21 protein-coding genes are annotated in these 23,430 nt (G+C 62.8%); 8 read left to right on the forward strand and 13 right to left on the reverse strand.

Annotated elements, in window-relative coordinates; translation table 11 throughout:
* Positions 1 to 37: 37 nt before the first annotated feature.
* Positions 38 to 439: a winged helix-turn-helix domain-containing protein gene (locus ASE71_RS03755; RefSeq protein WP_060517635.1), complete on the reverse strand. Its 402-nt coding sequence runs from the start codon at positions 437 to 439 to the stop codon at positions 38 to 40.
* 185 nt (positions 440 to 624) lie between these two features.
* On the opposite strand from ASE71_RS03755, the gene ASE71_RS03760 reads away from it, so the two are divergent.
* From ASE71_RS03760 to ASE71_RS03785, 6 genes are all read left to right on the forward strand, one after another.
* On the forward strand, positions 625 to 1,956 hold the full coding sequence (locus tag ASE71_RS03760; protein WP_060517475.1) for an NAD(P)/FAD-dependent oxidoreductase: 1,332 nt from the start codon (positions 625 to 627) through the stop codon (positions 1,954 to 1,956).
* Between the two features lie 421 nt (positions 1,957 to 2,377).
* Positions 2,378 to 3,610 (forward strand): 3-methyl-2-oxobutanoate dehydrogenase (2-methylpropanoyl-transferring) subunit alpha, encoded by a 1,233-nt coding sequence (locus ASE71_RS03765; RefSeq protein ID WP_034787158.1) that lies wholly within the window; start codon positions 2,378 to 2,380, stop codon positions 3,608 to 3,610.
* 1 nt (position 3,611) lies between these two features.
* On the forward strand, positions 3,612 to 4,625 hold the full coding sequence (locus ASE71_RS03770; RefSeq protein ID WP_034787163.1) for an alpha-ketoacid dehydrogenase subunit beta: 1,014 nt from the start codon (positions 3,612 to 3,614) through the stop codon (positions 4,623 to 4,625).
* Position 4,626: 1 nt separating this feature from the next.
* Positions 4,627 to 5,925: a dihydrolipoamide acetyltransferase family protein gene (locus tag ASE71_RS03775; RefSeq protein ID WP_034787169.1), complete on the forward strand. Its 1,299-nt coding sequence runs from the start codon at positions 4,627 to 4,629 to the stop codon at positions 5,923 to 5,925.
* A gap of 7 nt (positions 5,926 to 5,932) precedes the next feature.
* Positions 5,933 to 7,327 carry a dihydrolipoyl dehydrogenase gene (gene lpdA, locus ASE71_RS03780; RefSeq protein ID WP_060517473.1) on the forward strand — a complete coding sequence of 465 codons (1,395 nt, stop codon included), beginning with the start codon at positions 5,933 to 5,935 and terminating at the stop codon, positions 7,325 to 7,327.
* A 135-nt stretch (positions 7,328 to 7,462) separates the two neighbouring features.
* Entirely contained in the window at positions 7,463 to 8,644 is a 1,182-nt protein-coding gene (locus ASE71_RS03785) for an acetyl-CoA C-acyltransferase (protein WP_060517471.1), read from the forward strand.
* A 99-nt stretch (positions 8,645 to 8,743) separates the two neighbouring features.
* Here the strand turns inward: ASE71_RS03785 and purU are convergent, their stop codons facing one another.
* The 5 genes from purU to hmgA all read right to left on the reverse strand — a co-directional run bounded on the left by purU (position 8,744) and on the right by hmgA (position 13,814).
* Positions 8,744 to 9,628 carry a formyltetrahydrofolate deformylase gene (purU, locus tag ASE71_RS03790; RefSeq protein WP_034787183.1) on the reverse strand — a complete coding sequence of 295 codons (885 nt, stop codon included), beginning with the start codon at positions 9,626 to 9,628 and terminating at the stop codon, positions 8,744 to 8,746.
* 198 nt (positions 9,629 to 9,826) lie between these two features.
* A complete protein-coding gene (gene maiA / locus ASE71_RS03795) occupies positions 9,827 to 10,465 on the reverse strand; it encodes a maleylacetoacetate isomerase (RefSeq protein ID WP_060517468.1) in 639 nt (212 codons plus the stop codon).
* Positions 10,466 to 10,485: 20 nt separating this feature from the next.
* Entirely contained in the window at positions 10,486 to 11,511 is a 1,026-nt protein-coding gene (locus tag ASE71_RS03800) for a fumarylacetoacetate hydrolase family protein (protein WP_034787188.1), read from the reverse strand.
* A 69-nt stretch (positions 11,512 to 11,580) separates the two neighbouring features.
* Positions 11,581 to 12,450 carry an MBL fold metallo-hydrolase gene (locus ASE71_RS03805; protein WP_060517466.1) on the reverse strand — a complete coding sequence of 290 codons (870 nt, stop codon included), beginning with the start codon at positions 12,448 to 12,450 and terminating at the stop codon, positions 11,581 to 11,583.
* Positions 12,447 to 13,814, reverse strand: a complete 1,368-nt coding sequence (hmgA, locus tag ASE71_RS03810) for a homogentisate 1,2-dioxygenase (protein WP_060517464.1) — start codon at positions 13,812 to 13,814, stop codon at positions 12,447 to 12,449. Before hmgA ends, ASE71_RS03805 begins: the two co-directional genes overlap by 4 nt.
* A 176-nt stretch (positions 13,815 to 13,990) precedes the next feature.
* On the opposite strand from hmgA, the gene ASE71_RS03815 reads away from it, so the two are divergent.
* A complete protein-coding gene (locus tag ASE71_RS03815; protein ID WP_060517462.1) occupies positions 13,991 to 14,455 on the forward strand; it encodes a MarR family winged helix-turn-helix transcriptional regulator in 465 nt (154 codons plus the stop codon).
* Positions 14,456 to 14,459: 4 nt separating this feature from the next.
* Here ASE71_RS03815 and ASE71_RS03820 read toward each other — a convergent pair whose 3' ends face one another.
* Positions 14,460 to 14,939, reverse strand: a complete 480-nt coding sequence (locus ASE71_RS03820; RefSeq protein ID WP_060517460.1) for an Lrp/AsnC family transcriptional regulator — start codon at positions 14,937 to 14,939, stop codon at positions 14,460 to 14,462.
* A gap of 131 nt (positions 14,940 to 15,070) precedes the next feature.
* On the opposite strand from ASE71_RS03820, the gene hppD reads away from it, so the two are divergent.
* Complete coding sequence (gene hppD / locus ASE71_RS03825) at positions 15,071 to 16,183, forward strand: 4-hydroxyphenylpyruvate dioxygenase (RefSeq protein ID WP_060517457.1); 1,113 nt, start codon at positions 15,071 to 15,073, stop codon at positions 16,181 to 16,183.
* A 156-nt stretch (positions 16,184 to 16,339) separates the two neighbouring features.
* On the opposite strand, the gene ASE71_RS03830 is transcribed toward hppD, so the two are convergent.
* The 6 genes from ASE71_RS03830 to ASE71_RS03855 all read right to left on the reverse strand — a co-directional run bounded on the left by ASE71_RS03830 (position 16,340) and on the right by ASE71_RS03855 (position 23,213).
* Positions 16,340 to 17,296: a glycoside hydrolase family 26 protein gene (locus tag ASE71_RS03830; RefSeq protein ID WP_060517455.1), complete on the reverse strand. Its 957-nt coding sequence runs from the start codon at positions 17,294 to 17,296 to the stop codon at positions 16,340 to 16,342.
* A gap of 23 nt (positions 17,297 to 17,319) precedes the next feature.
* Positions 17,320 to 17,835, reverse strand: coding sequence for a DUF995 domain-containing protein (locus tag ASE71_RS03835; protein WP_034787207.1), 516 nt, complete (start codon positions 17,833 to 17,835; stop codon positions 17,320 to 17,322).
* A gap of 50 nt (positions 17,836 to 17,885) precedes the next feature.
* Positions 17,886 to 19,850 carry a glycosyltransferase family 2 protein gene (locus ASE71_RS03840; protein ID WP_063891148.1) on the reverse strand — a complete coding sequence of 655 codons (1,965 nt, stop codon included), beginning with the start codon at positions 19,848 to 19,850 and terminating at the stop codon, positions 17,886 to 17,888.
* Positions 19,847 to 20,830, reverse strand: a complete 984-nt coding sequence (galE, locus tag ASE71_RS03845) for a UDP-glucose 4-epimerase GalE (RefSeq protein WP_034787210.1) — start codon at positions 20,828 to 20,830, stop codon at positions 19,847 to 19,849. The genes ASE71_RS03840 and galE overlap by 4 nt, the downstream gene beginning before the upstream one ends.
* Before the next feature lies 1 nt (position 20,831).
* On the reverse strand, positions 20,832 to 21,872 hold the full coding sequence (locus ASE71_RS03850; protein WP_082566281.1) for a UDP-glucuronic acid decarboxylase family protein: 1,041 nt from the start codon (positions 21,870 to 21,872) through the stop codon (positions 20,832 to 20,834).
* 540 nt (positions 21,873 to 22,412) lie between these two features.
* Positions 22,413 to 23,213 (reverse strand): helix-turn-helix transcriptional regulator, encoded by an 801-nt coding sequence (locus ASE71_RS03855; protein ID WP_060517453.1) that lies wholly within the window; start codon positions 23,211 to 23,213, stop codon positions 22,413 to 22,415.
* Positions 23,214 to 23,430: the final 217 nt, after the last annotated feature.

The following is a 23,430-nucleotide window of genomic DNA, read 5'->3' on the forward strand; positions in this document are numbered from 1 at the left end:
TGCCGCGATACCGCTGCACGCTTTTGCGCGACATGCATTAGGCCTTTTTGGAAACAGCCTCGGCCGTATCGAACGCTGGTGTATCGCTGCTCCGAACGGATTCGAGCCAGGCCAGATCCTCGCCGATCGCAAGGCGTGCCTTCTCCTCCATCTCGCGGTAGCGCCGGATAAGCTCTTCGCCGAACGGCGTCACCAGGGCTCCGCCACCCTGCTTGCCGCCGCGCTGCGATTCTACCGAAGGCTCGCTGAACATCCGGTTCAGGGCATCGACCAGCAGCCAGGCGCGGCGGTACGACATGTCCATCGCCCGCCCGGCGGCGGAGATGGAGCCGGTCTCGCGGATCAGTTCGAGCAAGAGGATCTTGCCGCGGCCGAGCCGGTCGGCGGGCGGAAAATCGATGCGCAGGACGGGGCGAAGATCAGGGCGGCTCTCACTCATGCGCACGAGCATAGAAGCACGCGCAAAATTCCGAAAGACCGTCTCGCGGCGAACCGGACGGGTTGGCGATAAAAGATTGCCAGCAACCGAGCGCCGGCCGACGACGGCCAGATTGCAGGTCTTGATCTCGCGGCGGCGGCATGCACCGATGACCGCGACACCTCCTGCCCGAAAGTGCCCTCCCCATGCCCGGCCCCACGCTCGATCCGATCGCCACAGACACCATCCTGCCCGCCAGGGCCGACGTCGTCATCGTCGGCGGCGGCATCATCGGCGTCAGCACCGCCCTCTTCCTTGCCGAACGCGGTATCAACGTCGTGCTCTGCGAGAAGGGCACGCCCGGCGCCGAGCAATCGAGCCGCAACTGGGGCTGGGTTCGGGTGATGGGCCGTGACGAGCGCGAAATCCCGCTGGCGATCGAGGCGCTGAAGATCTGGGACACGCTCGACACGCGCATCAGTGGCGAGACCGGCTTTCGCCGCAGCGGCATCCTCTATATCTCCGAGAATGAGCGCGACATCGCCAATCGCGACGCATGGCTTGCCATGGCCCGACCCTACGGCGTCGACAGCGTGCAACTCAGCTCCGACACGACAGAGGCGATGATGCCGGGCGCCGCCATCCGCTACCGAGGCGGGCTCTTCACGCCGAGCGACGGCCGGGCAGAACCGCAGAAGGCGGTGCCCGCGATTGTCGCCGGTGCACGCCGCGCCGGTGCACGTATCCTGACGGGCTGCGCCGTGCGCGGGGTCGAAAAGGCAGCGGGCCGGATCTCCGCCGTCGTCACCGAGAGAGGCCGCATCGAGACGTCGACCGTCATCGTCGCCGGCGGCGCCTGGTCCAGGCTCTTTCTCAAAAGCCTCGGCATCCGGCTGCCGCAGCTGAAGGTGCGGAATACGGTGTTGAGAACCGGGCCGGTCTCCGGCGGTCCGGAAGGGGCCGGCGCAACCGCGACCTATGCCTATCGCAAGCGCCTCGATGGCGGTTACACGATTGCCGACGGTGCCGCCAACCTGCACGCGGTCGTGCCCGACAGCTTCGCATTCTTCCGGGATTTCCAGCCGGCGCGAAAGGCGGAGGGCGATGCCGTGCAGGTGGGCATCAACGCCCAGAGCTGGAACGAATTGTTCGAGATCGGCACCGTCCCGCTCGACCGGCCCGGCGCCTTCGAACGCCACCGCGTGCTCGATCCCAATCCGGATTCGCGGCGCGCCCTGCGGGCCCTCGACGCCGCCGGCAGGGCCTTGCCATTCCTGCGCAAAACCAAGGTGCAACAGATATGGGGAGGACTGATCGATGTGATGCCCGATGCCGTCCCCGTCATCTCACCCGCCGAAACCGTTCCGGGCCTCATTGTCGCGACGGGTTTTTCCGGCCACGGTTTTGGCATCGGGCCTGGCGCCGGACACCTCGTCGCCGACCTCGTAACCGGCGAGAAACCGATCGTCGATCCGACGCCATTCCGGCTCTCGCGCTTCCTCGATGGAACGCCGATCACCATCGCCCCGCCGGTCTGAGCGCTACCGCCGACTGATCGCCGCGAAAGAAAATTACCGGCAACGACCGGCAGGAAGGTGAACGACACAACGCGTGGGCGCACTCCCGGCAGGATTCTATCTTTCTTCGCCTGCCCCTGCCCCGCAACACGGAAAGACCTTCATAAGCCCCGGAACTCGTGGCAGTCTGTGAGCATTCCCGTCGGGAGAGCGGGGGCTTTTTGGGAGGAGTCTGTGCAGACCTCGGGCGGAGGAGCCTTGCCGGTCACATTGCACGTCCTCGTACACCTCAGGCCCATCGTTATCCCGTCCCAGAGCATTTCCAGCGAGGGTCCTAGCGCCTTTGCGTCCGGAAATGCGTGAGAACAGAAATGAAGAGCGGTTCGACTGGAACCGATCTTGATTTGGTGCACTGCGCACTCCGGAGGAGGCCGGAAACCGCATGAGCGATCTCGATCGACTTAGCCTGCATGTCCCCGAACCCGCCGTTCGGCCCGGCGGCCAGCCGGATTTCTCCAACGTGAAGATCCCGAAGGCCGGCTCCGTGCCGCGCCCGGAGGTGGACGTCGCGCCGGAAGAGATGCGCGACCTCGCCTATTCGATCATCCGCGTCTTGAACCGCGACGGCGAAGCGGTCGGTCCCTGGGCCGGGCTGCTTTCGGATGACGAGTTGCTCTCCGGCCTCAGGCACATGATGCTGCTGCGCGCCTTCGATGCGCGCATGGTCATGGCGCAGCGTCAAGGCAAGACCTCCTTCTACATGCAGCATCTGGGCGAAGAGGCCGTCAGTTGCGCCTTCCGCAAGGCGTTGGTGAAGGGCGACATGAACTTCCCGACCTATCGACAGGCCGGTCTTCTGATCGCCGACGGCTATCCCATGGTCGAGATGATGAACCAGATCTTCTCGAACGAGAGCGACCCTCTGCGCGGCCGGCAGCTGCCGATCATGTATTCCTCCAAGGAGCATGGCTTCTTCACCATCTCCGGCAACCTCGCAACCCAATATGTGCAGGCGGTCGGCTGGGCGATGGCGTCGGCCATCAAGCGCGACACCAAGATCGCAGCCGCCTGGATCGGCGACGGCTCGACGGCGGAATCGGACTTCCACTCGGCGCTCGTCTTTGCCTCCACCTACAAGGCGCCGGTTATCCTCAACATCGTCAACAATCAGTGGGCGATCTCGACCTTCCAGGGCATCGCCCGTGGCGGCTCCGGCACCTTTGCCGCCCGCGGCCTCGGCTTCGGCATTCCGGCCCTGCGCGTCGACGGCAACGACTATCTCGCCGTCTACGCCGTCGCCAAATGGGCGGCCGAGCGTGCAAGGCGCAATCTCGGCCCGACCCTGATCGAATACGTCACCTACCGCGTCGGCGCCCATTCGACCTCCGACGATCCGAGCGCCTATCGCCCGAAGACGGAATCCGAGGCCTGGCCGCTCGGCGATCCAGTCTTGAGATTGAAGAAGCACCTGATTCTGCGCGGCGCCTGGTCGGAAGAACGTCATGCGCAGGCGGAAGCCGAGATCACCGACGAAGTGATCCAGGCCCAGAAACAGGCCGAGGGCCACGGCACGCTGCATGCCGGCGGCAAGCCGTCGGTGCGCGATATCTTCGAGGGCGTCTATGCCGAGATGCCGCCGCACATTCGCCGCCAGCGGCAGAAGGCAGGATACTGATATGGCCAGAATGACAATGATCGAAGCCGTGCGCAGCGCCATGGACGTATCCATGGAGCGCGACGACAATGTCGTCGTCTTCGGCGAGGACGTCGGCTATTTCGGTGGAGTCTTCCGTTGCACGCAAGGCCTCCAGGCGAAATACGGCAAGACCCGCTGTTTCGACGCGCCGATCAGCGAAAGTGGCATCGTCGGCACGGCGATCGGCATGGCCGCCTACGGGCTGAAGCCCTGCGTCGAGATCCAGTTCGCCGACTATATGTATCCGGCCTACGACCAGATCACCCAGGAAGCGGCCCGTATTCGTTACCGATCCAACGGTGATTTCACCTGCCCGATCGTCCTGCGCATGCCGACCGGCGGCGGCATCTTCGGTGGCCAGACGCACAGCCAGAGCCCCGAAGCGCTCTTCACCCACGTCTGCGGCCTGAAAGTCGTCGTGCCCTCCAATCCATACGACGCCAAGGGCCTGCTGATCGCGTCGATCGAGGACCCCGATCCGGTGATGTTCCTGGAACCGAAGCGGCTCTACAACGGTCCCTTCGACGGCCACCATGACCGGCCAGTCATTCCCTGGTCGAAACACGATCTCGGCGAGGTGCCGGAAGGCCACTACACCGTTCCGATCGGCAAGGCGGAAGTCCGCCGAGAGGGCTCCGCCGTCACCGTCGTCGCCTATGGCACCATGGTGCACGTGGCGCTCGCGGCTGCCGAGGAAACCGGCATCGACGCCGAGGTGATCGACCTGCGCAGTCTGCTGCCGCTCGACCTCGATACGATCGTCAAGTCGGTGGAAAAGACCGGGCGCTGCGTCGTCGTGCACGAAGCGACGCTGACGTCGGGCTTCGGCGGCGAAGTGGCCGCACTCGTGCAGGAGCACTGCTTCTACCATCTCGAAGCGCCCGTCGTGCGCGTCGCCGGCTGGGACACGCCCTACCCGCACGCGCAGGAATGGGACTATTTCCCCGGCCCCGCGCGCGTCGGACGCGCGCTCGTCGAAGTGATGGAGGCCTGACATGGGCGAATTCGTAATCAAGATGCCCGATGTCGGCGAAGGCGTGGCCGAGGCTGAACTCGTCGAATGGCATGTGAAGCCCGGTGACCCCGTGCGCGAGGACATGGTGCTCGCCGCCGTGATGACCGACAAGGCGACCGTCGAAATCCCCTCGCCCGTCACCGGCACCGTGCTCTGGCTCGGCGCCGAGGTGGGCGACACCGTTGCGGTGAAGGCGCCGCTCGTGCGCATCGAGATATCAGGCGAAGGCGAAACGGCTGCTCCCGTGGAAGAGAAGCCTGTCGCGAAGGTGGAAGAAAAACCCGCAGTGAAGACTGAGGCGCCCGCGCCGGTCTCCAAGCCGGCCCAGCCCGCCAAGGTCGAGGTCAAGGCACCGACCACGAACGGTGTCCACGCCAACGGCGCCCATGCCGCCGGCGAACGATTGGAGAAGGCCCTTGCCTCGCCGGCGGTGCGCCTGCGCGCCAAGGAAAGCGGCGTCGATCTGCGCCAGGTGACCGGCACCGGTCCGGCCGGCCGCATCACCCATGATGACCTCGACCAGTTCATCGCCCGCGGCGCCCAGCCGGCGCTTGCGCCAGCCGGCCTGCAGCGCAAGACCGCCGTCGACGAGATCAAGGTAACCGGCCTTCGCCGTCGCATCGCCGAGAAGATGTCGCTTTCGACCTCGCGCATTCCCCACATCACCTATGTGGAAGAGGTCGACATGACGGCGCTCGAGGACCTGCGGACGACGATGAACCGCGACCGCAAACCCGACCAGCCGAAGCTGACCATCCTGCCCTATCTGATGCGCGCGCTCGTGCGCACCATTGCCGATCAACCCGCCGTCAATGCCACTTTCGACGACGGCGCCGGCATCATCAGCCGCCATCACGGCGTGCATATCGGCATCGCGACGCAGACCCCGGCCGGCCTCACCGTTCCGGTCGTGCGCCATGCCGAAGCCCGCGGCATCTGGGATTGTGCCAACGAGCTCAATCGCCTGGCGGACGCTGCCCGCACCGGCACGGCCACCCGCGACGAGCTCACCGGATCGACCATCACCATCTCTTCGCTCGGCGCACTCGGCGGCATCGTCTCCACGCCGGTCATCAACCATCCGGAAGTCGCAATCATCGGCGTCAACAAGCTCGCTGTCCGCCCGGTCTGGGATGGCACGCAGTTCGTGCCGCGCAAGATCATGAACCTTTCCTCGAGCTTCGATCACCGCGTCATCGACGGGTGGGATGCGGCGGTCTTCGTGCAGCGGCTGAAGACCCTGCTCGAAACGCCGGCGCTTATTTTCGTGGAGGCCTGAGGCGATCATGAAGGAAATTTCCTGCAAGCTGCTCGTCATCGGCGCCGGCCCCGGCGGCTACATCTGCGCAATCCGCGCCGGCCAGCTCGGCATCGACACGGTCATCGTCGAAAAGGCGAAAGCCGGCGGCACCTGCCTCAATGTCGGCTGTATTCCCTCCAAGGCCCTCATCCACGCGGCGGAAGAGTTTCATAAGCTGCGCTCGGCCGCTTCCGGCCGCAGCCCGCTCGGTCTGTCGCTCGCCAATCCGACAATCGACCTCGCCCGCACCATCGCCTGGAAAGACGGCATCGTCGGACGGCTGAACGGCGGCGTCATCGGCCTTTTGAAGAAGGCGGGTGTCAAGGCGGTGATCGGCACCGCCCGTTTCGTCGACGGCAAGACCGTCGATGTCGAGACCGAGATCGGACTGCAGCGCATCCGCGCCGAGACGATCGTCATTGCCACCGGCTCGGCGCCGGTCGAGCTGCCCGACCTGCCTTTCGGCGGGTCGATCATTTCCTCGACCGAGGCCCTGTCGCTGAAAAGTGTGCCGAAGAGCATCGCCGTCATCGGCGGCGGTTACATCGGTCTCGAACTTGGCACCGCTTTCGCCAAGCTCGGCAGCCACGTGACCGTACTCGAAGCGCAGCCGCGCATTCTGCCGCTCTATGACGCCGATCTGACGAAACCGATCGCCAAGCGTCTCGGCGAACTCGGCATCGAGGTCTTCACCCAGACGGTCGCCAAGAGCTACTCCGCCGAAACCGGCAGCCTGCAAGCCGAACACAACGGTCGCGCAATCGATGTCGCCGCCGAAAAGGTGCTGGTCACCGTCGGCCGCAAACCCGTGACCGAGGGCTTCGGCCTTGAGGAAATCGACCTCGACCGCACTGGCCGCTTCATCCGCATCGACGACCAGTGCCGGACGTCCATGCGCGGCATCTATGCGATCGGCGACGTCACCGGCGAGCCGATGCTGGCGCACCGCGCCATGGCGCAAGGGGAAATGGTGGCGGAGATCGTTGCCGGTCACAAGCGCAGCTGGGACAAGCGCTGCATCCCGGCCGTCTGCTTCACCGATCCGGAGATCGTCACCGCAGGGCTGTCGCCCGACGAGGCGCGTGCGAGCGGCATCGAGATCAAGATCGGCCAGTTCCCCTTCCAGGCGAATGGCCGCGCCATGACGACGCTTGCCGAAGACGGTTTCGTTCGCATCGTCGCTCGCGCCGACAACCACCTGGTGCTCGGCATCCAGGCCGTCGGCCACGGCGTCTCGGAACTCTCGGCAAGCTTCAGCCTGGCGATCGAAATGGGCGCGCGCCTCGAAGACATCGCCGGCACGATCCATGCGCATCCGACGCAATCGGAAGCTTTCCAGGAGTCCGCGTTGAAGGCGCTGGGGCACGCGCTGCATATCTGACGTCGAGGGGCGGTTGGGGCAAAAGTGCCCCTCATCCGGCCTGCCGGCCACCTTCTCCCCGCCACGCGGGGAGAAGGACACACGCGGGGCACGCACTCGCGCCAACCATTGCCTTTTGCCGTATGGGAGAAAGACATGAGCAGAACTGACCCGATCGTCATCGTTTCGGCGGCCCGCACGCCAATGGGCGCCTTTCAGGGCAGCCTCAAGGATTTGACCGCGCCAGAAATCGGCGCCATAGCGCTCAAAGCCGCACTCGATCGTGCCGGCCTTGATGCTGTCGACGAGGTGTTGATGGGCAATGTGCTGCCGGCCGGCATTGGCCAGAACCCGGCGCGCCAGGCAGCCCTTGGCGCCGGCCTCGGCAAGGAAACGCCGTCGACGACCATCTCCAAGGTCTGCGGCTCCGGCATGAAGGCGCTGATGCTTGGCCACGATGCTCTGCTGTCCGGTAGCGCGTCGGTGCTTGCGGTCGGCGGCATGGAGTCGATGACCAACGCGCCCTATCTGCTGCCGAAAGCGCGCGGCGGCTTCCGCCTGGGTCATGGCGAAGTCAAGGACCACATGTTCCTCGATGGCCTCGAAGACGCCTATTCCGGCCGGCTGATGGGCACCTATGCCGAAGACACGGCCGAGCACTATCAGTTCTCGCGCGCCGATCAGGACGGCTTTGCGCTGCGATCTCTGGAGCGCGCAACCCGCGCAGCTGAGGATGGTTCCTTTGCCGAGGAAGTCGTGGCAGTCGCTGGCGCCGGCAAGCGCCAGACCGCCAATCTCGACCGCGACGAACAGCCGACCAAATCGGATCCGTCAAAGATCCCGAAGCTGAAACCCGCCTTCCGCGACGGCGGCAGCGTGACGGCCGCCAATTCGTCGTCGATATCAGACGGGGCAGCGGCGCTGATCCTGATGCGCGCCAGCGAAGCGGAAAAACGCGGGCTGACCCCGCTTGCTATCGTCGCGGGCCATGCGGGCCACGCCCAGGAGCCGGCCTGGTTCACGACCGCCCCGATTGGCGCAATCGACAAGCTGCTGGCAAAGCTCGCCTGGGAGAAGGGCAGCGTCGGCCTCTACGAAATCAACGAGGCCTTCGCCGTGGTGGCGATGGCGGCGATCCGCGACCTCGGCCTGTCGGACGAGATCGTCAACATCAACGGCGGCGCCTGCGCGCTCGGCCACCCGATCGGCGCATCCGGCGCCCGCATCATCGTGACATTGCTTCACGCCATGCGCGCCAAGGGCGTCAAGCGCGGCATCGCCTCGCTCTGCATCGGCGGCGGCGAGGCGACGGCGGTCGGGCTTGAGCTGTTGCAATAGCGTAGCGCGTTCCAGTCGCCTCGCGCTCCAACCTACGAGAAACGCCGCCGATCGAACCGGCGGCGTTTCTCGTTTTCAGCATGCGATTTGCCTGACACCTCACCCCATACGCTCGGAAGCATAGGAGCCCGGGCTCGGCGGGAAGACGACGACACGGTTGCCGTTGATGAAGCAACGGTTGTGGATATGGGCGTGCACCGCGCGCGCCAGCACCTGGCTTTCCACGTCGCGGCCGATCGAGACATAGTCTTCGGCGCTCTGGGCGTGGGTGATGCGGGCGATGTCCTGCTCGATGATCGGGCCTTCGTCGAGGTCGGCGGTGACGTAGTGCGCCGTCGCGCCGATCAGCTTCACGCCGCGCTCATAGGCCTGCTTGTAGGGGTTGGCGCCCTTGAACGACGGCAGGAAGGAGTGATGGATGTTGATGATGCGGCCCGACATCTTCTTGCAGAGCGCGTCGGACAGGACCTGCATGTAGCGGGCAAGCACGATCAGTTCGGCGCCGGTCTGGTCGACCAGTTCCAGCAGCTGGGCTTCCGCCTTCGGCTTGTTCTCCTTCGTCACCTTGATGCAGTGGAACGGGATATCGTGGTTGACCACCACCTTCTGGTAGTCGAAGTGGTTGGAGACGACACCGACGATATCGATCGGCAGTGCGCCGATCTTCCAGCGATAGAGCAGGTCGTTGAGGCAATGGCCGAAACGCGACACCATGAGCAGCACCTTCATGCGCTCCTCGCTGTCGCGGATCTCGGCGTTCATGTCGAAGCGCTTCACCACCGCTTCGAAACCTGCCTTCAACTCGTCGAGTTTTGCGCCTTCCTGGCTGATGAAGCTGAGACGCATGAAGAACAGGCCGGTTTCGAGGTCGTCGAACTGCGAACTGTCGGAGATATAACAGCCCTTTTCGGCGAGGTAGCCGGTGATCGCGGCGACGATGCCACGGGTGGTCTTGCAGCTGACGTTCAGCACATAGCTTTTCATCGGTATGTCTCTCGCTCCAGAGGTTTTTCCGGCCCCCCTTATACGGCCAGTCATACAAAAACTAGCGCGGCCTTTTCGCCGCCGTCGATCCATTCGCGACATTCGCTTGACGGAACCGGCCAGAGAAGGCGGCCCGCAGGATGCGGGCGCATCCGAAGGTGCAAGGAGAAGGGATCAAGCGGGAAGCCGCGTGGCCCCTCAGCGCGGCGTGCGGTCCGGGTGCGCGCGGGCGAAAGCCTCGATCTCCGCGCAGTTCTGGTCGATCGCGACCAGCCGCGGACAGGCCGAAAGATCGACGTCCCATCGGCGGGCATTGTAGACCTGCGGCACAAGGCAGAAATCCGCCATGGTCGGCATGTCGCCATGGCAGAAGCGCCCGGTCGCGGAATGGTCGAGCAACCGTTCGAAGGCGGAAAGCCCCTCGCCGATGAATTTGCGCATCCAGTTGCGCCGCGCCGCCTCGCTGTCCTCGGCATTGGCCATGACGTGGGACACGACGCTGAGGTTGCAGACGGGGTGGATGTCCATGGCGATCGCATAGGACAGGCTGCGCACCCGCTGACGACCGATGGCGTCTTCCGGCAGGAAGCCGGAGGTTGCCCGGGTCTCGGCGAGGTACTCGATGATGGCGAGCGATTGCGTGAAGCGCTCGCCATCGATCTCAAGGACAGGCACGAGCCCTTGCGGGTTGCGGACCAGATGCTCCGGCGCCTTGTGTGCCTTGGCAAGCAGGTCGACAGGCACAGAACGATAGCTTTCACCGAGGCTGTTGAGCGCGATGCGCACCCGATAGCTCGCCGACGAACGCCAGTAGTCGTAAAGGACGGTCTCGCTCATGCCTTGCCCGTTCGTGTCAGTCAGCCGTTTGCGACTGTGTTGTAAGCTTCGACGGTCTGCTCGATAGCTCCGAAGATGGAATGACCGGTTTTGTCCTTCATCTCGATGCGCACGACGTCGCCGACCCTCAGGAACTGGGTTTTCGGCGCACCGCCGGCGATCGTCTCGATCATCCGGAGTTCAGCGATGCAGGAATAGCCGGCGCCGCCTTCCGCAACGGGCTTGCCCGGTCCGCCGTCGAGCTTGTTGGAAACGGTGCCCGAACCGATGATCGTGCCGGCGGAAAGCGGCCGGGTCTTGGCCGCATGCGCGACCAGCTGCGCAAAATCGAAGGTCATGTCGATGCCGGCATTGGCGCGGCCGAAGGGTTTGCCGTTGAGGTCGACTTGGAGCGGCAGGTGCAGCTTGCCGCCGTCCCAGGCGTCGCCCAGTTCATCCGGCGAAACGGCAACCGGCGAAAAGGCCGACGACGGCTTTGACTGGAAGAAACCAAAACCCTTGGCAAGCTCGGCCGGGATCAACCCGCGCAGCGACACGTCGTTGACGAGCATGACGAGCTGGATCGCCGCCCGTGCCTCGTCGATGGTCGCACCCATCGGCACGTCGTCGACGATGACGGCGACCTCGCCCTCCATGTCGACGCCAAAGGTCTCGTCGGCAAGCGGGATCGGATCGCGCGGCGCGATGAAGCTGTCGGAGCCGCCCTGGTACATCAAGGGATCGGTCCAGAAGCTTGAAGGCATCTCGGCATTGCGGGCCTTGCGCACCAGCTCGACGTGATTGACGTAGGCCGAGCCGTCGGCCCATTGGTAAGCGCGCGGCAACGGCGACAGCGCATCATGTTCATGGAAGCGGATCGTCGGCTGCGAACCGGTCTCGATCCCTTCGGCGACGCGCGCAAGCCGAGGGCCCGCATGCGCCCAGTCGTCGAGCGCTGCCTGCAGCGTGCGGGCGATGTGCCCGACCTCCGAGCAGCGGGTAAGATCGCGGGAGACGACCACGAGCTTTCCGTCGCGCGTACTGTCCTTGAGTGTCGCCAGTTTCATGCAGTCCTCCCTCTCAAACTTCTCATTGTTCCAGACCGACGACCGCTTCGCGGCCGTCGCGGAATTTCTTTACGCGGACGAATCGTCCGCAATCTTCACAACAAGGCCGTCGGTGGCGATCGTCAAGGCGCCCGCCCAGTTTTTGCGAGCCGCTGCAATCCAGTGGGCCTCAGATATCTCGGGGTCGTCGGCGGGGATGAGGTGATGCAGCACCAGCCGGCCGACGCCGGCAGCCGCCGCGATCGCCGCCGCCTGTTCGGCGAAACTGTGGCTCGCCAGCAGATGCTCCTTCAGCCGCGCGCCATTGCCGGTGCGCGCCACCAGCCGGTCGACGCCTTCGGCGAGCATCGCCTCATGCACGAGGATGTCAGCTCCTTTGGCGAAATCAGCAAGCGGTGGGAAATAGGCCGTATCGGACGAGAACACGACCGAGCCTTCCGCATCGTCGAACCGAAGCGCAAAGCAATCGGTCACCGGCGGATGGTCGACGCGCAGCGCCGAGAGCGTCAGGCCGTTCTCGGAGAAGATCTCGCCTTCCGAAAACTCGATGACCTCGACCAGCATCCGCAGGTCGGGCCGGCCCTCATCGACGATACGGATCTCGATGTCGAAGGCCATCGATTGCAGGAAGCCCTGCCAGTAAGCGCGGGTGCCTGCGGGGCCGAACACACGTACCGCCTGCGACAACCCCGCGGTCCAGGCCGTGTGAATGAGCGGCCCGAGTTCCAGCACATGATCCGAATGCAGATGGGTAATGACGATCAGGTCCAGCGTCTTCAGCGCCACACCGGCATCGGTCAGTCCGCGCGTGACGCCAAGGCCGCAATCGACGACAACCGTCCGGCCGCCGATTTGAAGCAGAGACGACGTCGGCCACGGGCCGCCCGGCCGGATCGCCGGACCGCCCTTGCTGCCGAGCAAAACCAGGCGTGAACTCAAGACCAATCGCCTTCCGGCGTCCCGTTGAACCGCTTCTTCAGATCCGTCCAGCAGTCGATGTAGTTGTCCTGCAACGTCTCCAGTTCGGCGGCGTAGCGGGTCAGTTGCTGCGGGAAGCGGGTCTCGAACATGAAGGCCATCGTATGGTCGAGCTTCACCGGTTTCAACTCGCTATTCGTCGCTTTGTCGTAGCCCGACGCATCGGGCCCATGCGCCAGCATCATGTTGTGCAGGCTCATGCCGCCGGGAACGAAGCCCTCTTCCTTTGCGTCGTAGCGACCGTAGATCAGCCCCATGAATTCGCTCATGATGTTGCGGTGGTACCAGGGCGGACGGAAAGTGTGTTCAGCCACCAACCAGCGCGGCGGGAAGATTACGAAATCGATATTTGCCGTGCCCTCTTCGCCCGAGGGCGCCGTCAGCACCGTGAAGATCGACGGATCCGGATGGTCAAAGAGGATCGCGCCAACAGGCGAATAGGTCTTGAGGTCGTATTTGTAGGGCGCGTAGTTGCCATGCCAGGCGATGACGTCGAGCGGCGAATGTCCGATCTCGGTTACGTGGAAACCGCCGCACCACTTCACATGCACGCGGCAGGGCGTCTCCTTCTCCTCGAAGGCGGCGACCGGCGTCTTGAAATCGCGCGGATTGGCCAGGCAGTTTGCGCCGATCGGACCGCGATCCGGCAGCGTGAACTTGGCGCCGTAGTTTTCGCAGACATAGCCGCGCCAGACCTTCTCGTCGCCAAGTCGCGTCACCTTGAACATGGTGCCGCGTGGCACGATGCAGATCTCGGAGGGTTCGACGTCCATCTTGCCGAGCTCGGTGAACACCTGGATCGCGCCCATTTCCGGAACGATCAGCAGCTCGCCGTCGGCATTGAAGAAATAGTCGTCCACCATGTCGGCGTTGAAGGCATAGGCATGCGCTGCCATGCCCGAATGCGTCGGCGCATCGCCCGCCGTCGTCATCGTGCGGATGCCCTGCAGGAAGTTCAGCTTTTCCGTCGGCTCCGGCAGCGGATTCCAGCGCAACTGGCCAAGCGCCAGGGAATGCTCGGCGACATGCGGCGCCGTCTTCCAGTGCGGATAGTCGATTTTGTTGAAACGTCCGGTGTGGCGAACGCTCGGGCGGATGCGATAGAGCCAGGACCGCTCGTTGGTGCCGCGCGGCGCGGTAAAGGGGGAGCCCGAAAGCTGCTCGGCATAGAGGCCATAGGCACATTTCTGCGGGCTGTTCTGCCCTTGCGGCAGGGCGCCCGGCAGGCTCTCGGTCTCGAAATCATTGCCGAAGCCGGGCATGTAGCCAAGCGCTTCGTTGGCCTTAGCCTGTGTCCCGGCCTGTTTTCCTGCCTTGTCCAGCATCGTCGATCCTCCTCCTCATGGCGCCCTGCTTCGGCTTCGCGAAGCGACCTGTTCACAGGTCCGGCGCAATTCCAAATACCGCGGCGACGGCCTTTTCCCAGGGTGGACGCAGGCGTCGCCTTCGGCATATTAGTTGCAATCGTAACTATCGATTTTGTAACTATCAAGGATGCCCGATGGCCGCCGATGGCTTCGAACTCAATGCCTTCCTGCCCTATCGGCTGAACCGCGCCGCGGAATTCGTCGCGCTGCGCTTTGCCGCCCAGTACAAGGCGCGCTACCAGCTCACGCGCCCGGAATGGCGCACTCTGGCCGCCCTCGGCAGCACAAACCGCCCGATGACGGCCACCGAAGTCGGCGCGCACTCGGCCATGCACAAGACCAAGGTCAGCCGCGCCGTCGCCTTGCTCGAAAAACGCCGCTGGCTGACGCGGCGCGAAGACGAAAACGACCGCCGCATCGAACATCTGGAACTGACGAAGACCGGCATCCGGGCCTATGGCGAATTGACGGAGCTCGCCGTCCGCTATCAGGCGGAACTCGACACGCTGATCGGGCCGGCCGGGATACAGGCGCTCGCCGTCGGGCTGGAAGCAGTGGAACGCGCTATCGGCAGGTTCGACCCTCCGCCCTCTGCCTGAGGCTTCAGCCCTTCATCCGCTCGGGGATCGGCACGCCCTCGAAGCTCTTCAAGGTTTCAAGCACGATCGACGTCTTCACATGCTGCACGCTGTCGTGCGGCAGAAGCACTTCGTTGACGAAGCGCGACAGCCCCGCAAGATCTGGCGTCACCACCCGCATGTGGTAGTCCATCTCGCCGGTGAGCGCATAGGCCTCCAGCACCTCCGGCAGGCCGGAAATGAGCTTGCCGAAGCGCTTGGCATTGTCGCGATTGTGGGTAGCGAGCGTGACCGAGATCACCACCATCAGATCGAGGCCGAGCTTCTGCCGGTCGATCTGTGCCTGGTAGCCGGTGATGTAGCCTTCCGCTTCAAGCCGGGTGCGCCGGCGCGAACATTGCGACGGCGAAAGCGCGATGCGTTCCGATAGTTCGTTGTTGGTCAGATGCCCGTCACGCTGCAATTCGCTGAGGATCTTGAGATCGAACCCGTCAAGCTGCTCCATTCGTGCATCCTAATACGCAATTTTGCATGTTTCGTGCGCCATTCTGTCTAAACCGCGCAAGAATACAAGCATCATGCATGGGAATTGCGTCATACTCCAGCAAAGTTTGGAAGAATAAGAGGAGACTTCCGATGGGCCCCTTCCCGCATGACGCCCCGCCGGCAACGATTACCGCTGACAATCCCGCCGGCACCGACGGCTTCGAGTTCGTCGAATTCGCCCATCCGGAACCGGAAAAGCTGGCCGAGCTCTTTACTCGCATGGGCTACAGCCCGGTCGCCAAACACAGAAGCAAGAACATCACCGTCTGGCGCCAGGGCGACATCAATTACATCCTGAACGCCGAGCCTGGCTCGCACGCCATGCGCTTCGTCGACGAACACGGCCCCTGCGCCCCGTCGATGGCCTGGCGCGTCGTCGATGCCAAGCACGCCTTCGAGCATGCAGTCTCGAAGGGCGCCATCCCTTACGAAGGCAAGGACAAGTGCCTCGACGTCCCGGCGATCGTCGGCATCGGCGGTTCGCTGCTCTATTTCGTCGAGACTTACGGTGCCAAGGGCTCGGCCTACGAGGCCGAATTCGAGTGGACCGGGGAGCGCAATCCGAAGCCCGAGGGCGTCGGCTTCTATTATCTCGACCACCTGACCCACAACGTCTATCGCGGCAACATGGACAAGTGGTGGGCGTTCTACCGCGAACTGTTCAACTTCACGCAGATCCACTTCTTCGACATCGACGGCCGCATCACCGGCCTCGTCAGTCGCGCGATCACCTCGCCCTGCGGCAAGATCCGTATCCCCTTGAACGAGTCCAAGGACGATACGAGCCAGATCGAGGAATATCTGCGCAAGTACAAGGGCGAAGGCATCCAGCACATCGCCGTCGGCACCGAAGGCATCTACGATGCCACCGACAAGCTGTCGGACAATGGCCTGAAGTTCATGCCGGGCCCGCCGGAGACCTACTACGACATGTCTCACGACCGTGTGCACGGCCATGATGAGCCGATCGACAGGATGAAGAAGCACGGCATCCTCATCGACGGCGAAGGTGTCGTGAACGGTGGCATGACAAAGATCCTCTTGCAGATCTTCTCGAAAACCGTAATCGGCCCGATCTTCTTCGAGTTCATCCAGCGCAAGGGCGACGAGGGTTTCGGCGAGGGCAACTTCCGCGCTCTGTTCGAATCGATCGAAGCCGACCAGATCCGTCGCGGCGAACTGGGTCCGCAGGCGGCCGAGTAAGCAGGTCCGGCATCGGCCGGACGCCACCGCCCAATCAAATCAGCCTCTCGCCTCAAGCGAGGGGCTTTTTACTTTGGAGACCTGGGCCACCCGCAAGCCAGCCGCGCCCAGTGACCCCCCAACGTGCCCCAAGAGGGGCACGCATCGGCGAGAGCCTCAGTTCGTGGCGTCGTTGACCACCCGCCAGTTTGGCCGACCAAGGTCGTGCGGCCAATCGATGACGTCGCGGTCGTTGAAGTAGACGACCTCGGCGAGATTGGGGAACTGCGAATCCGCTTGCGTCGCGGCGTTCATCCAGGGCTGCATATAGGCTTGGCTGCCTTCCCATCCGAGCTCGGCCACCCATATCGGCTTGTTGTATTTGGCGACCAGGTCGTAGCCGGGTTTCAGTGCCTCGGTGAAGGTCTTCGGCGCGCCGTATTCGATCTTGTCAAACGGTTCGAGCCCGAAGACCGAGAGGCCGACGAGATCGACGTAGTCATCGCCCGGATAGTAGTCGACCAGGTTCGGCAGCCCCTTGGGCGACCACATGATCTGCGCTTTTGGCGCTTTCGCCCGCACGATGTCCATCGCGTGCCGGTAGGCCTTGATCCAGTCCTGGGGCTCCCAGCCGGCCCAGGAGAAACGCCCGGACGTATCTTCCATTTCCTGGCCCCAGCGCACGATGACTGGGCTCTTCAGCCCGGCAATCGTGTTGGCGATTGCTTCCATGTTGGCGTCATACTCACCTCTGAGCATGCGGTCGCGAAGCTGCGTCGGCGTCAGTTTCCAGTCCAGCGACCAGGACCAGGGCTCGATGGTGATCAGCAGGTTGCGATTGCGCTGGAGCGCGTACTCGTCGGCGACCTGCAGGGAAGCGAGGTCCACGTCTTCCCAAGGCAGGAACAGGGCCTCGGTCGAGACATCGCTCTGGGCGCCGAAATCGCCATGCGGATCATAGGCACCGAACTTCGTTCCGCCCGGGTGAATGACCGGACGTTTATCGCTCATCGTCTGTTCTGCACTGGTCGCAGGATTGGCTTTCTCCTGCGCCAACGCGGATACCAAGCTTGCACTGAGATCCAGCTGGAGAGCCAGAGCCGTGCATAGCGCGAATGCCAATTTGCGTTTCATTTCATCCTCCTGCAGCAGAACGTCTATTTCTTGGCCAGGAACTGTTCCTTCAGCCGGAGTGCCTTGGCCGTGATGTTGTCGTGGGCGACGAAGCGTTTGTACTCGTCACCGGCGCGGGGCTTGGCATGGCTGAAGACGTACCACTTCCCGTTGGGCACCTTGCGTTGATAGACTGTGTCGCCGATCCGGGCGTGACCGAAGCAGCTCCGGGCGTTGCCGGCATTGGCCGAGGTCGTCCAGGTGGCCTGCATGCACATCATGCCGAGGTCGCTGACGTACCAGTTGCCTTCGGCAAAGGAACGATCGCCCTTGCCCTTGTCGACGAACGCCACGAGCTTGCGCCCGTGGGCTTCGAACCGGGCACCGCCTGTCGACCATTCCCAGGTCTTGTTGCGGTAGAGCGAGTAGACCTCATAGGCGCTAAGCGGCTTTGGCTTGACTTCCATCTTCGCCTTGACCGGCTCGGCGCCGAAATAGACCGCGGCCGCTGCCAAAGGCACCAGCAGCGGGAGAGCTATGACTTTCAACGACCCTTTCATTGCATTTCTCCTCGCATTGGAGATCACACACACTCGACTGCTTGCCGTCGTCATGACGGCACATGAAACCGACCGACCTTCCTGGTCGTTATCGTTTCCCTGTTACTTTGCTGGATGACATTCGATGCACTGATTTCGCCGCGCGCCTGCCCGTCGGATGGCTGTGAAAACCCTCTCCATTTCAGGCGGAAGCGAACGGTTTTGAGATTGGTGCCGCTGCCGGCACCGGCGACCGTGTATCTCGTTTCGGTGAAGCTCACGAACTGCAGGCCGTGCGACAGCGCCTGGGTTGCCTCGGCCCCATGGCGCACGGCCGATTGAGCCGAGAGCACCGAGACCAGCACCAGGCACCCGGCCGTCGCCGCCGTCATCGTCGACCGCGGGATCAGGGCCAACCGGTTTTCGCGTGCGTGGCAAATGAGGATCACCGCCACCAGCCCCGCATAGATGAGCGCGTTGATGCCGGCGAAGACATAAAACCCGCGCGCCGTGCCGGCATCGGAGATACCCCAGGCGACCAGCGCCGACGCGACGGCGAGCACCAGATAGGGCATCAGCACCCGCAGCGGCAAAGGCGCGGCAGCACCGCCGCCCTTCGGCGTGATGCGGAAGTCGACGAAGGAGCCCGTCAGATGATCGCGCACCGCCGCAAGGCAACCGAGCAGCGACCAGGGCCAGCGTGCAAACAGGAACAGCGTGCCTTCCCAGCTCAGGACGCGTGCGTCATAGGGCCGGAACGTGCCCGTCGAGCGCCAGAAATAGGCAAGCGCGATCAGCACCAGCGAGAGCGGCGCGAAATGCAGCAGAAATTCCGGATAGGTGACGGCGACGAAGGTCCGACCGGAGACGAGCGCCACGATCGGCATCAGGAACATCAGCGCCATGAACGACGAAAACAGCGGATACCAGAGCTGCGAGAACAGGAACTGGAACTTCAGCCGCGGCGACAGCTTCGGCACGTAGACCGGCGAGTATTTCAACAGGATCGTGACGAGGCTTCGCGACCATTGGAACTCCTGAACCACGAGATCGGCGAAATTGGCCGGTCCGTCGCCATGGGCGATCGCGTTCAGCGCATGCACGCCGCGCCAGCCATGGGCATTCATGATCAGCGTTGTCGAATGGTCTTCGGCAAGTTCGGGCCCAAGCCCACCGATCTGCTTCAGGGCCTTCGTCCGAACGGCATAGTGCGAACCGATGCACAGCGGCGCCCAGCCGTTGTTGTAGCCGGCCTGCAGCGAGCCGTGCATGCTGGCCTCCGCGTGGAGCCTCCCGCGCGCTGCCCAGCTGGTGGCGGCGTTGGCATCGCAGATGCTCGGCGCCGAGACATAACCGACCGACGGGTCGTTGAACGGGCGCAGCACCTCGACGAGATAGGTGGTTTCCGGCACATGATCGGCATCGAACTGGGCGACGAAATCGTAGCGCTCGTAGCCATAGTGATCGTAGAAATAGGCGAGGTTTCCCTCCTTGCACCGGGTCCGGCGCGGCCAGGAAGAGCGATGGTAGTCTGAGACGCCCTTTCGCGTGGAGATCATCACCCCGCGCGCCGCGCACCAGGCAATCGTGTCCGGCGACGGATCTTCGTCGGCGAGCCACACGTCGAATTCGCAGCCGGTCTGGTCGAGCATGGCGAGCAGCGTCTTGCGCACCACCGAAAAGGGTTCCGAAGGCGCCTTGGTTACCACCATCGCGACCCGCCCCTGCGGCACCGGGCCGGCGCTTGCCGCCATAACCTTCGCGCCGGAAAAGATCACGATGAAATAGACCGGCAGCAGCGTGATCCATCCGACGACCACCGTGATCAGCACATAGGACGGCCAGTCGACGACGTGGGCAGGATCAAGCCACCACTGCCAGAAATACAGGAGGGCGCCAAACCATGCGGCAATGCCGAGGACATGGAGCAGTCGCAGCCGGCCCGAAAACAGGGCGGCGGGCGCCGAAGCGGCCTTCCGGCTCTGCCCGAAGGCGATCGTCTCATCCGGTTTCGCGGTTTCCAGCGACCAGTTCATGAGCGCACCTCCAGGCCGAAGCTCGGCGCGGCCGTCGCGATGATCGTGTCGATGTCCGAAAGCTGCGGACGGAAACCCAGCCTCTGGCGCGCCCAGTTCGTGTCGGCATAGAGAACCGGCGGGTCGCCGGGCCGGCGCGGCAGCATCTGCACCGGGACCGGCCGACCGGTGACCCGGTCGATGGCCGACAGCACCTGCCGGACCGACGTCCCATGGCCAGAACCGAGATTGGCGTGCAACACCTCGCCGCCGTCGCGCAGATAGTTCACCGCCGCCACATGCGCGTCGGCAAGATCGGTCACGTGGATGTAGTCGCGGATGCAGGTGCCATCCGGTGTCGCATAGTCGTCGCCGAAGACATCGAGCCTGTCGATCCGCCCGGCCGCCGCCATCAGCGCACGGGGAATGAGATGCGTTTCCGGATCGTGTTTTTCGGTCAGCTGCCCTTCCGGATCGGCGCCGGCCGCATTGAAGTAGCGCAGCGCCACCGAGCGGATGCCGTAGGCACGGGCATAGTCGCCAAGCATCAGTTCGATCATCAGCTTGGTGCGGCCATAGGGATTGATCGGCAGCTGAACCATGTCCTCGGTAATCGGCAGCTGCGGCGGGATGCCGTAGGTGGCGCACGAGCTGGAAAAGACGATGCGTCCAAGTCCGGTCGCCCGGCAGGCTTCCAGAAGCGCGATGCTGCCGGCGACATTGTTGGTGTAGTATTTTCCGGGATCCTCGACCGATTCCCCGACGTAGGCGGATGCGGCAAAGTGGATGAGGCATTCGGGCGAATGGGTCCGGATTGCCGCCGCCAGCCGTTCCTTGTCCTCGATCGCCCCCTCCACGAGGGGGCCCCATTTCACGTTGGCTCGATGCCCCGTCGAGAGATTGTCGTAGACGACGGGAACGATGCCCTGCTCAGCCAGACGCTTGCAGGTGTGGCTGCCTATGAAGCCGGCTCCGCCGGTGACCAGTGCGACGCGAGACATGTCATACCGCCTCTCCGGCCACTGCGCGACCGGCCGCACTGAGGCGCTCGTCGAAATGGGCGATCGTGCGCTCAAGGCCTTCGCGCAGCATCACCTTCGGCTCCCATGCGAGCTCGCCACGCGCCTGGGTGATATCGGGTCGCCGCTGGCGGGGATCGTCGGTGGCCGCCGCCAGATGCACGATGCGCGAGCGCGAGCCCGTCATCGAAAGCACCATTCGCGCGAGCTCGAGAACCGTGAACTCTCCGGGATTGCCGAGGTTGATCGGCCCGGTGCACGGGTCGGCCGAGACCGAAAGACGGAGGAAACCGTCGATCAGGTCGTCGACATAGCAGAAGGACCGGGTCTGGTGCCCGTCACCATAGATCGTCAGGTCCTTGCCCTGCAGGGCTTGGACGACGAAGTTGGATATCACCCGCCCGTCGTCGGGCCGCATGCGCGGACCGTAGGTGTTGAAGATACGCGCGACCTTGATCTTCACACCGTAGGTCCGGTGGTAGTCGAAGAACAGCGTCTCGGCCGACCGTTTGCCTTCGTCATAGCAGGCTCGCGGCCCGATCGTGTTGACGTTGCCGAAATAGGTTTCCCGCTGCGGACTGGTCAGCGGATCGCCATAGACTTCCGAAGTCGAAGACTGGATGACGGTGGCGCCAGTGGCCTTGGCGTTTTCGAGCGCATGCAGCGCGCCGAGAACGTTCGTCATCAATGTCCCGACCGGGTCCGCCTGATAGTCCGGTGGTGACGCGGGGGAGGCAAAGTTGAAGATGACATCGGCATCGATCAGGTAGGGCTTTCGAACGTCGTGATCGATGATGTGGAGATGGGGGTCCTGCGCCAGATGAGAGAGATTTTCGCGCCGGCCGGTCGAAAAGTTGTCAAGACAGATGACCGTATGACCCAGGGAAATAAGTCTTTCGCAAATATGAGATCCGAGAAAACCACTTCCACCCGTTACTAGTATTCTCTTCGGTATTCCTGCGATCTTCTTAAGAAACTCCCGCTGTCCGACCACGGACAGCGGTCCCGTGACGACCTTTCGCATGCGCACCTCCAATTATTAAACTCACCATTTTTGTTGGTGATTTGGAGACGGGATGCGAGCGCAATAGATAATAAAAATATTCTCTTTATTACAACGACACGCACAACCCGACAAAAAATAAACTATTCAATTTCAATCAATATTTTTTAGATTCTCAATTTCAATATTAGCTAATTATCAAATACGAACCGTCCAGTCAATATGTATGGAATATATTTCCAGTAAATAATCCAAAATTACAACAAATTACTATTGACATAATCATATGTGATTACATTTCAGCCAATCCAGGCCAAAAGTAACGAAATATTTACCAGTATATTCTAGGGTAATTTTCGGTGTGATCCTTCGAACTTTCACGCACCTGTCGAGGAGACATGCCACAGCGGGACCGCCCGGCCAATCGCCGGGGCAGGCTCAAAGTAGCATTTGATTTCGGGAATCAGCCCCAGGAGAACGCACCTGGGGCCGAATAGAACTTGGCACGCCTTCGACGACGGCCAAGCCCTCAAGCAGACAAATGTCTGCCTTACGTCGCGCCTAGTTCTTCCAACGCGACAGGAGGACGTCGCCGTTGCGCTCCGTCGCCGCATCGTTGGTGAAGTATCGAGACGCCGCTTCCGTACGGTTGCGAACGTTCATCTTCTTATAGATGTTGCGGACGTGAACCTTGACGGTATTTTCCGACAGCCCGAGCCGGTCCGCGATGATCTTGTTCTGCGTGCCCTTGCAGATCAGATCGAGGATCTGGACCTCGCGTGTCGTCAGGCCATCGGGGCCAGCATCGCGCTTGCGCCGTCCTGTTCCCGAAACGGTCGTCTGGCCCGGGGCCTCCCCGCGCCGGCCATAAAGGCTGTTCGCCGCGAAAGGCTCGGGAGAAAGCCGCCGCAGCAGAGCCGCCGGGAAATGTTCGCCGCCCTTCATCAGTAAGTCGATGGCTGCAAGGCAGACATCCAGATTGAGGTTCAACGGCAGGACGCCATGGATGAGGCGCTCTTCGACGAAGCCGGCAATCGACGGATCGAGTTCCTCGGCATTCTCCACCACCAGGCCAATCGATGCCCGCGGGTGGAACTCGTGAATGGTCCGCAAGATAGCCGGAAAGGACTTGGGAGGCATCCGGTACAGCATGATCAGCGTGACATCGACGAGACTACCGTCAAGCAGATTGTCGGGATCGGAGAAGCTGACGATATCGTGCCCTTGAAACCTGGACCCGACGGCCTGCATCAGGCATTCGGCGAACAGGTCGATCTTGGCGAGCATTACGATTTTTTTCTTTTGTGACAAAGCCTTGTTGTTATCTTCAAAATCACCCACTTTGGAGCTTCCAGGATACATTACGCCCTCCTAGGATTTTTCCATTTATTTTTATGGGTGCCCCGGTCTGGCCGTGGGCACGCCCCACTTTCAAAAAATTTATTCGGAACCACTTATGCGTCACGATTATTCCTGTGCGATAAAATTCGCGATAGCTAATGTAACGTAAAGATCTCCGCAACGAAACAGCCCAAAAGGATTAGAGAAGCGCCGCAAGGGCACTTAAATCGTTATAAAT

It is taken from the genome of Ensifer sp. Root954 (assembly GCF_001429005.1).
Lineage (GTDB): Bacteria > Pseudomonadota > Alphaproteobacteria > Rhizobiales > Rhizobiaceae > Ensifer > Ensifer adhaerens.

Excerpts from the sequence above, each read along its gene's own strand:
- ASE71_RS03785 (WP_060517471.1), top strand. The coding sequence starts at position 7,463 with ATGAGCAGAACTGACCCGATCGTCATCGTTTCGGCGGCCCGCACGCCA.
- galE (WP_034787210.1), bottom strand. The coding sequence starts at position 20,830 with ATGTCTCGCGTCGCACTGGTCACCGGCGGAGCCGGCTTCATAGGCAGC.
- ASE71_RS03835 (WP_034787207.1), bottom strand. The coding sequence starts at position 17,835 with ATGAAAGGGTCGTTGAAAGTCATAGCTCTCCCGCTGCTGGTGCCTTTG.
- purU (WP_034787183.1), bottom strand. The coding sequence starts at position 9,628 with ATGAAAAGCTATGTGCTGAACGTCAGCTGCAAGACCACCCGTGGCATC.
- ASE71_RS03775 (WP_034787169.1), top strand. The coding sequence starts at position 4,627 with ATGGGCGAATTCGTAATCAAGATGCCCGATGTCGGCGAAGGCGTGGCC.
- ASE71_RS03765 (WP_034787158.1), top strand. The coding sequence starts at position 2,378 with ATGAGCGATCTCGATCGACTTAGCCTGCATGTCCCCGAACCCGCCGTT.
- maiA (WP_060517468.1), bottom strand. The coding sequence starts at position 10,465 with ATGAGCGAGACCGTCCTTTACGACTACTGGCGTTCGTCGGCGAGCTAT.
- ASE71_RS03840 (WP_063891148.1), bottom strand. The coding sequence starts at position 19,850 with ATGAACTGGTCGCTGGAAACCGCGAAACCGGATGAGACGATCGCCTTC.
- ASE71_RS03760 (WP_060517475.1), top strand. The coding sequence starts at position 625 with ATGCCCGGCCCCACGCTCGATCCGATCGCCACAGACACCATCCTGCCC.
- lpdA (WP_060517473.1), top strand. The coding sequence starts at position 5,933 with ATGAAGGAAATTTCCTGCAAGCTGCTCGTCATCGGCGCCGGCCCCGGC.
- ASE71_RS03820 (WP_060517460.1), bottom strand. The coding sequence starts at position 14,939 with ATGGAGCAGCTTGACGGGTTCGATCTCAAGATCCTCAGCGAATTGCAG.
- hmgA (WP_060517464.1), bottom strand. The coding sequence starts at position 13,814 with ATGCTGGACAAGGCAGGAAAACAGGCCGGGACACAGGCTAAGGCCAAC.
- ASE71_RS03755 (WP_060517635.1), bottom strand. The coding sequence starts at position 439 with ATGAGTGAGAGCCGCCCTGATCTTCGCCCCGTCCTGCGCATCGATTTT.
- ASE71_RS03800 (WP_034787188.1), bottom strand. The coding sequence starts at position 11,511 with ATGAAACTGGCGACACTCAAGGACAGTACGCGCGACGGAAAGCTCGTG.
- ASE71_RS03850 (WP_082566281.1), bottom strand. The coding sequence starts at position 21,872 with ATGCGAAAGGTCGTCACGGGACCGCTGTCCGTGGTCGGACAGCGGGAG.
- ASE71_RS03830 (WP_060517455.1), bottom strand. The coding sequence starts at position 17,296 with ATGAAACGCAAATTGGCATTCGCGCTATGCACGGCTCTGGCTCTCCAG.
- hppD (WP_060517457.1), top strand. The coding sequence starts at position 15,071 with ATGGGCCCCTTCCCGCATGACGCCCCGCCGGCAACGATTACCGCTGAC.
- ASE71_RS03815 (WP_060517462.1), top strand. The coding sequence starts at position 13,991 with ATGGCCGCCGATGGCTTCGAACTCAATGCCTTCCTGCCCTATCGGCTG.
- ASE71_RS03770 (WP_034787163.1), top strand. The coding sequence starts at position 3,612 with ATGGCCAGAATGACAATGATCGAAGCCGTGCGCAGCGCCATGGACGTA.
- ASE71_RS03855 (WP_060517453.1), bottom strand. The coding sequence starts at position 23,213 with ATGTATCCTGGAAGCTCCAAAGTGGGTGATTTTGAAGATAACAACAAG.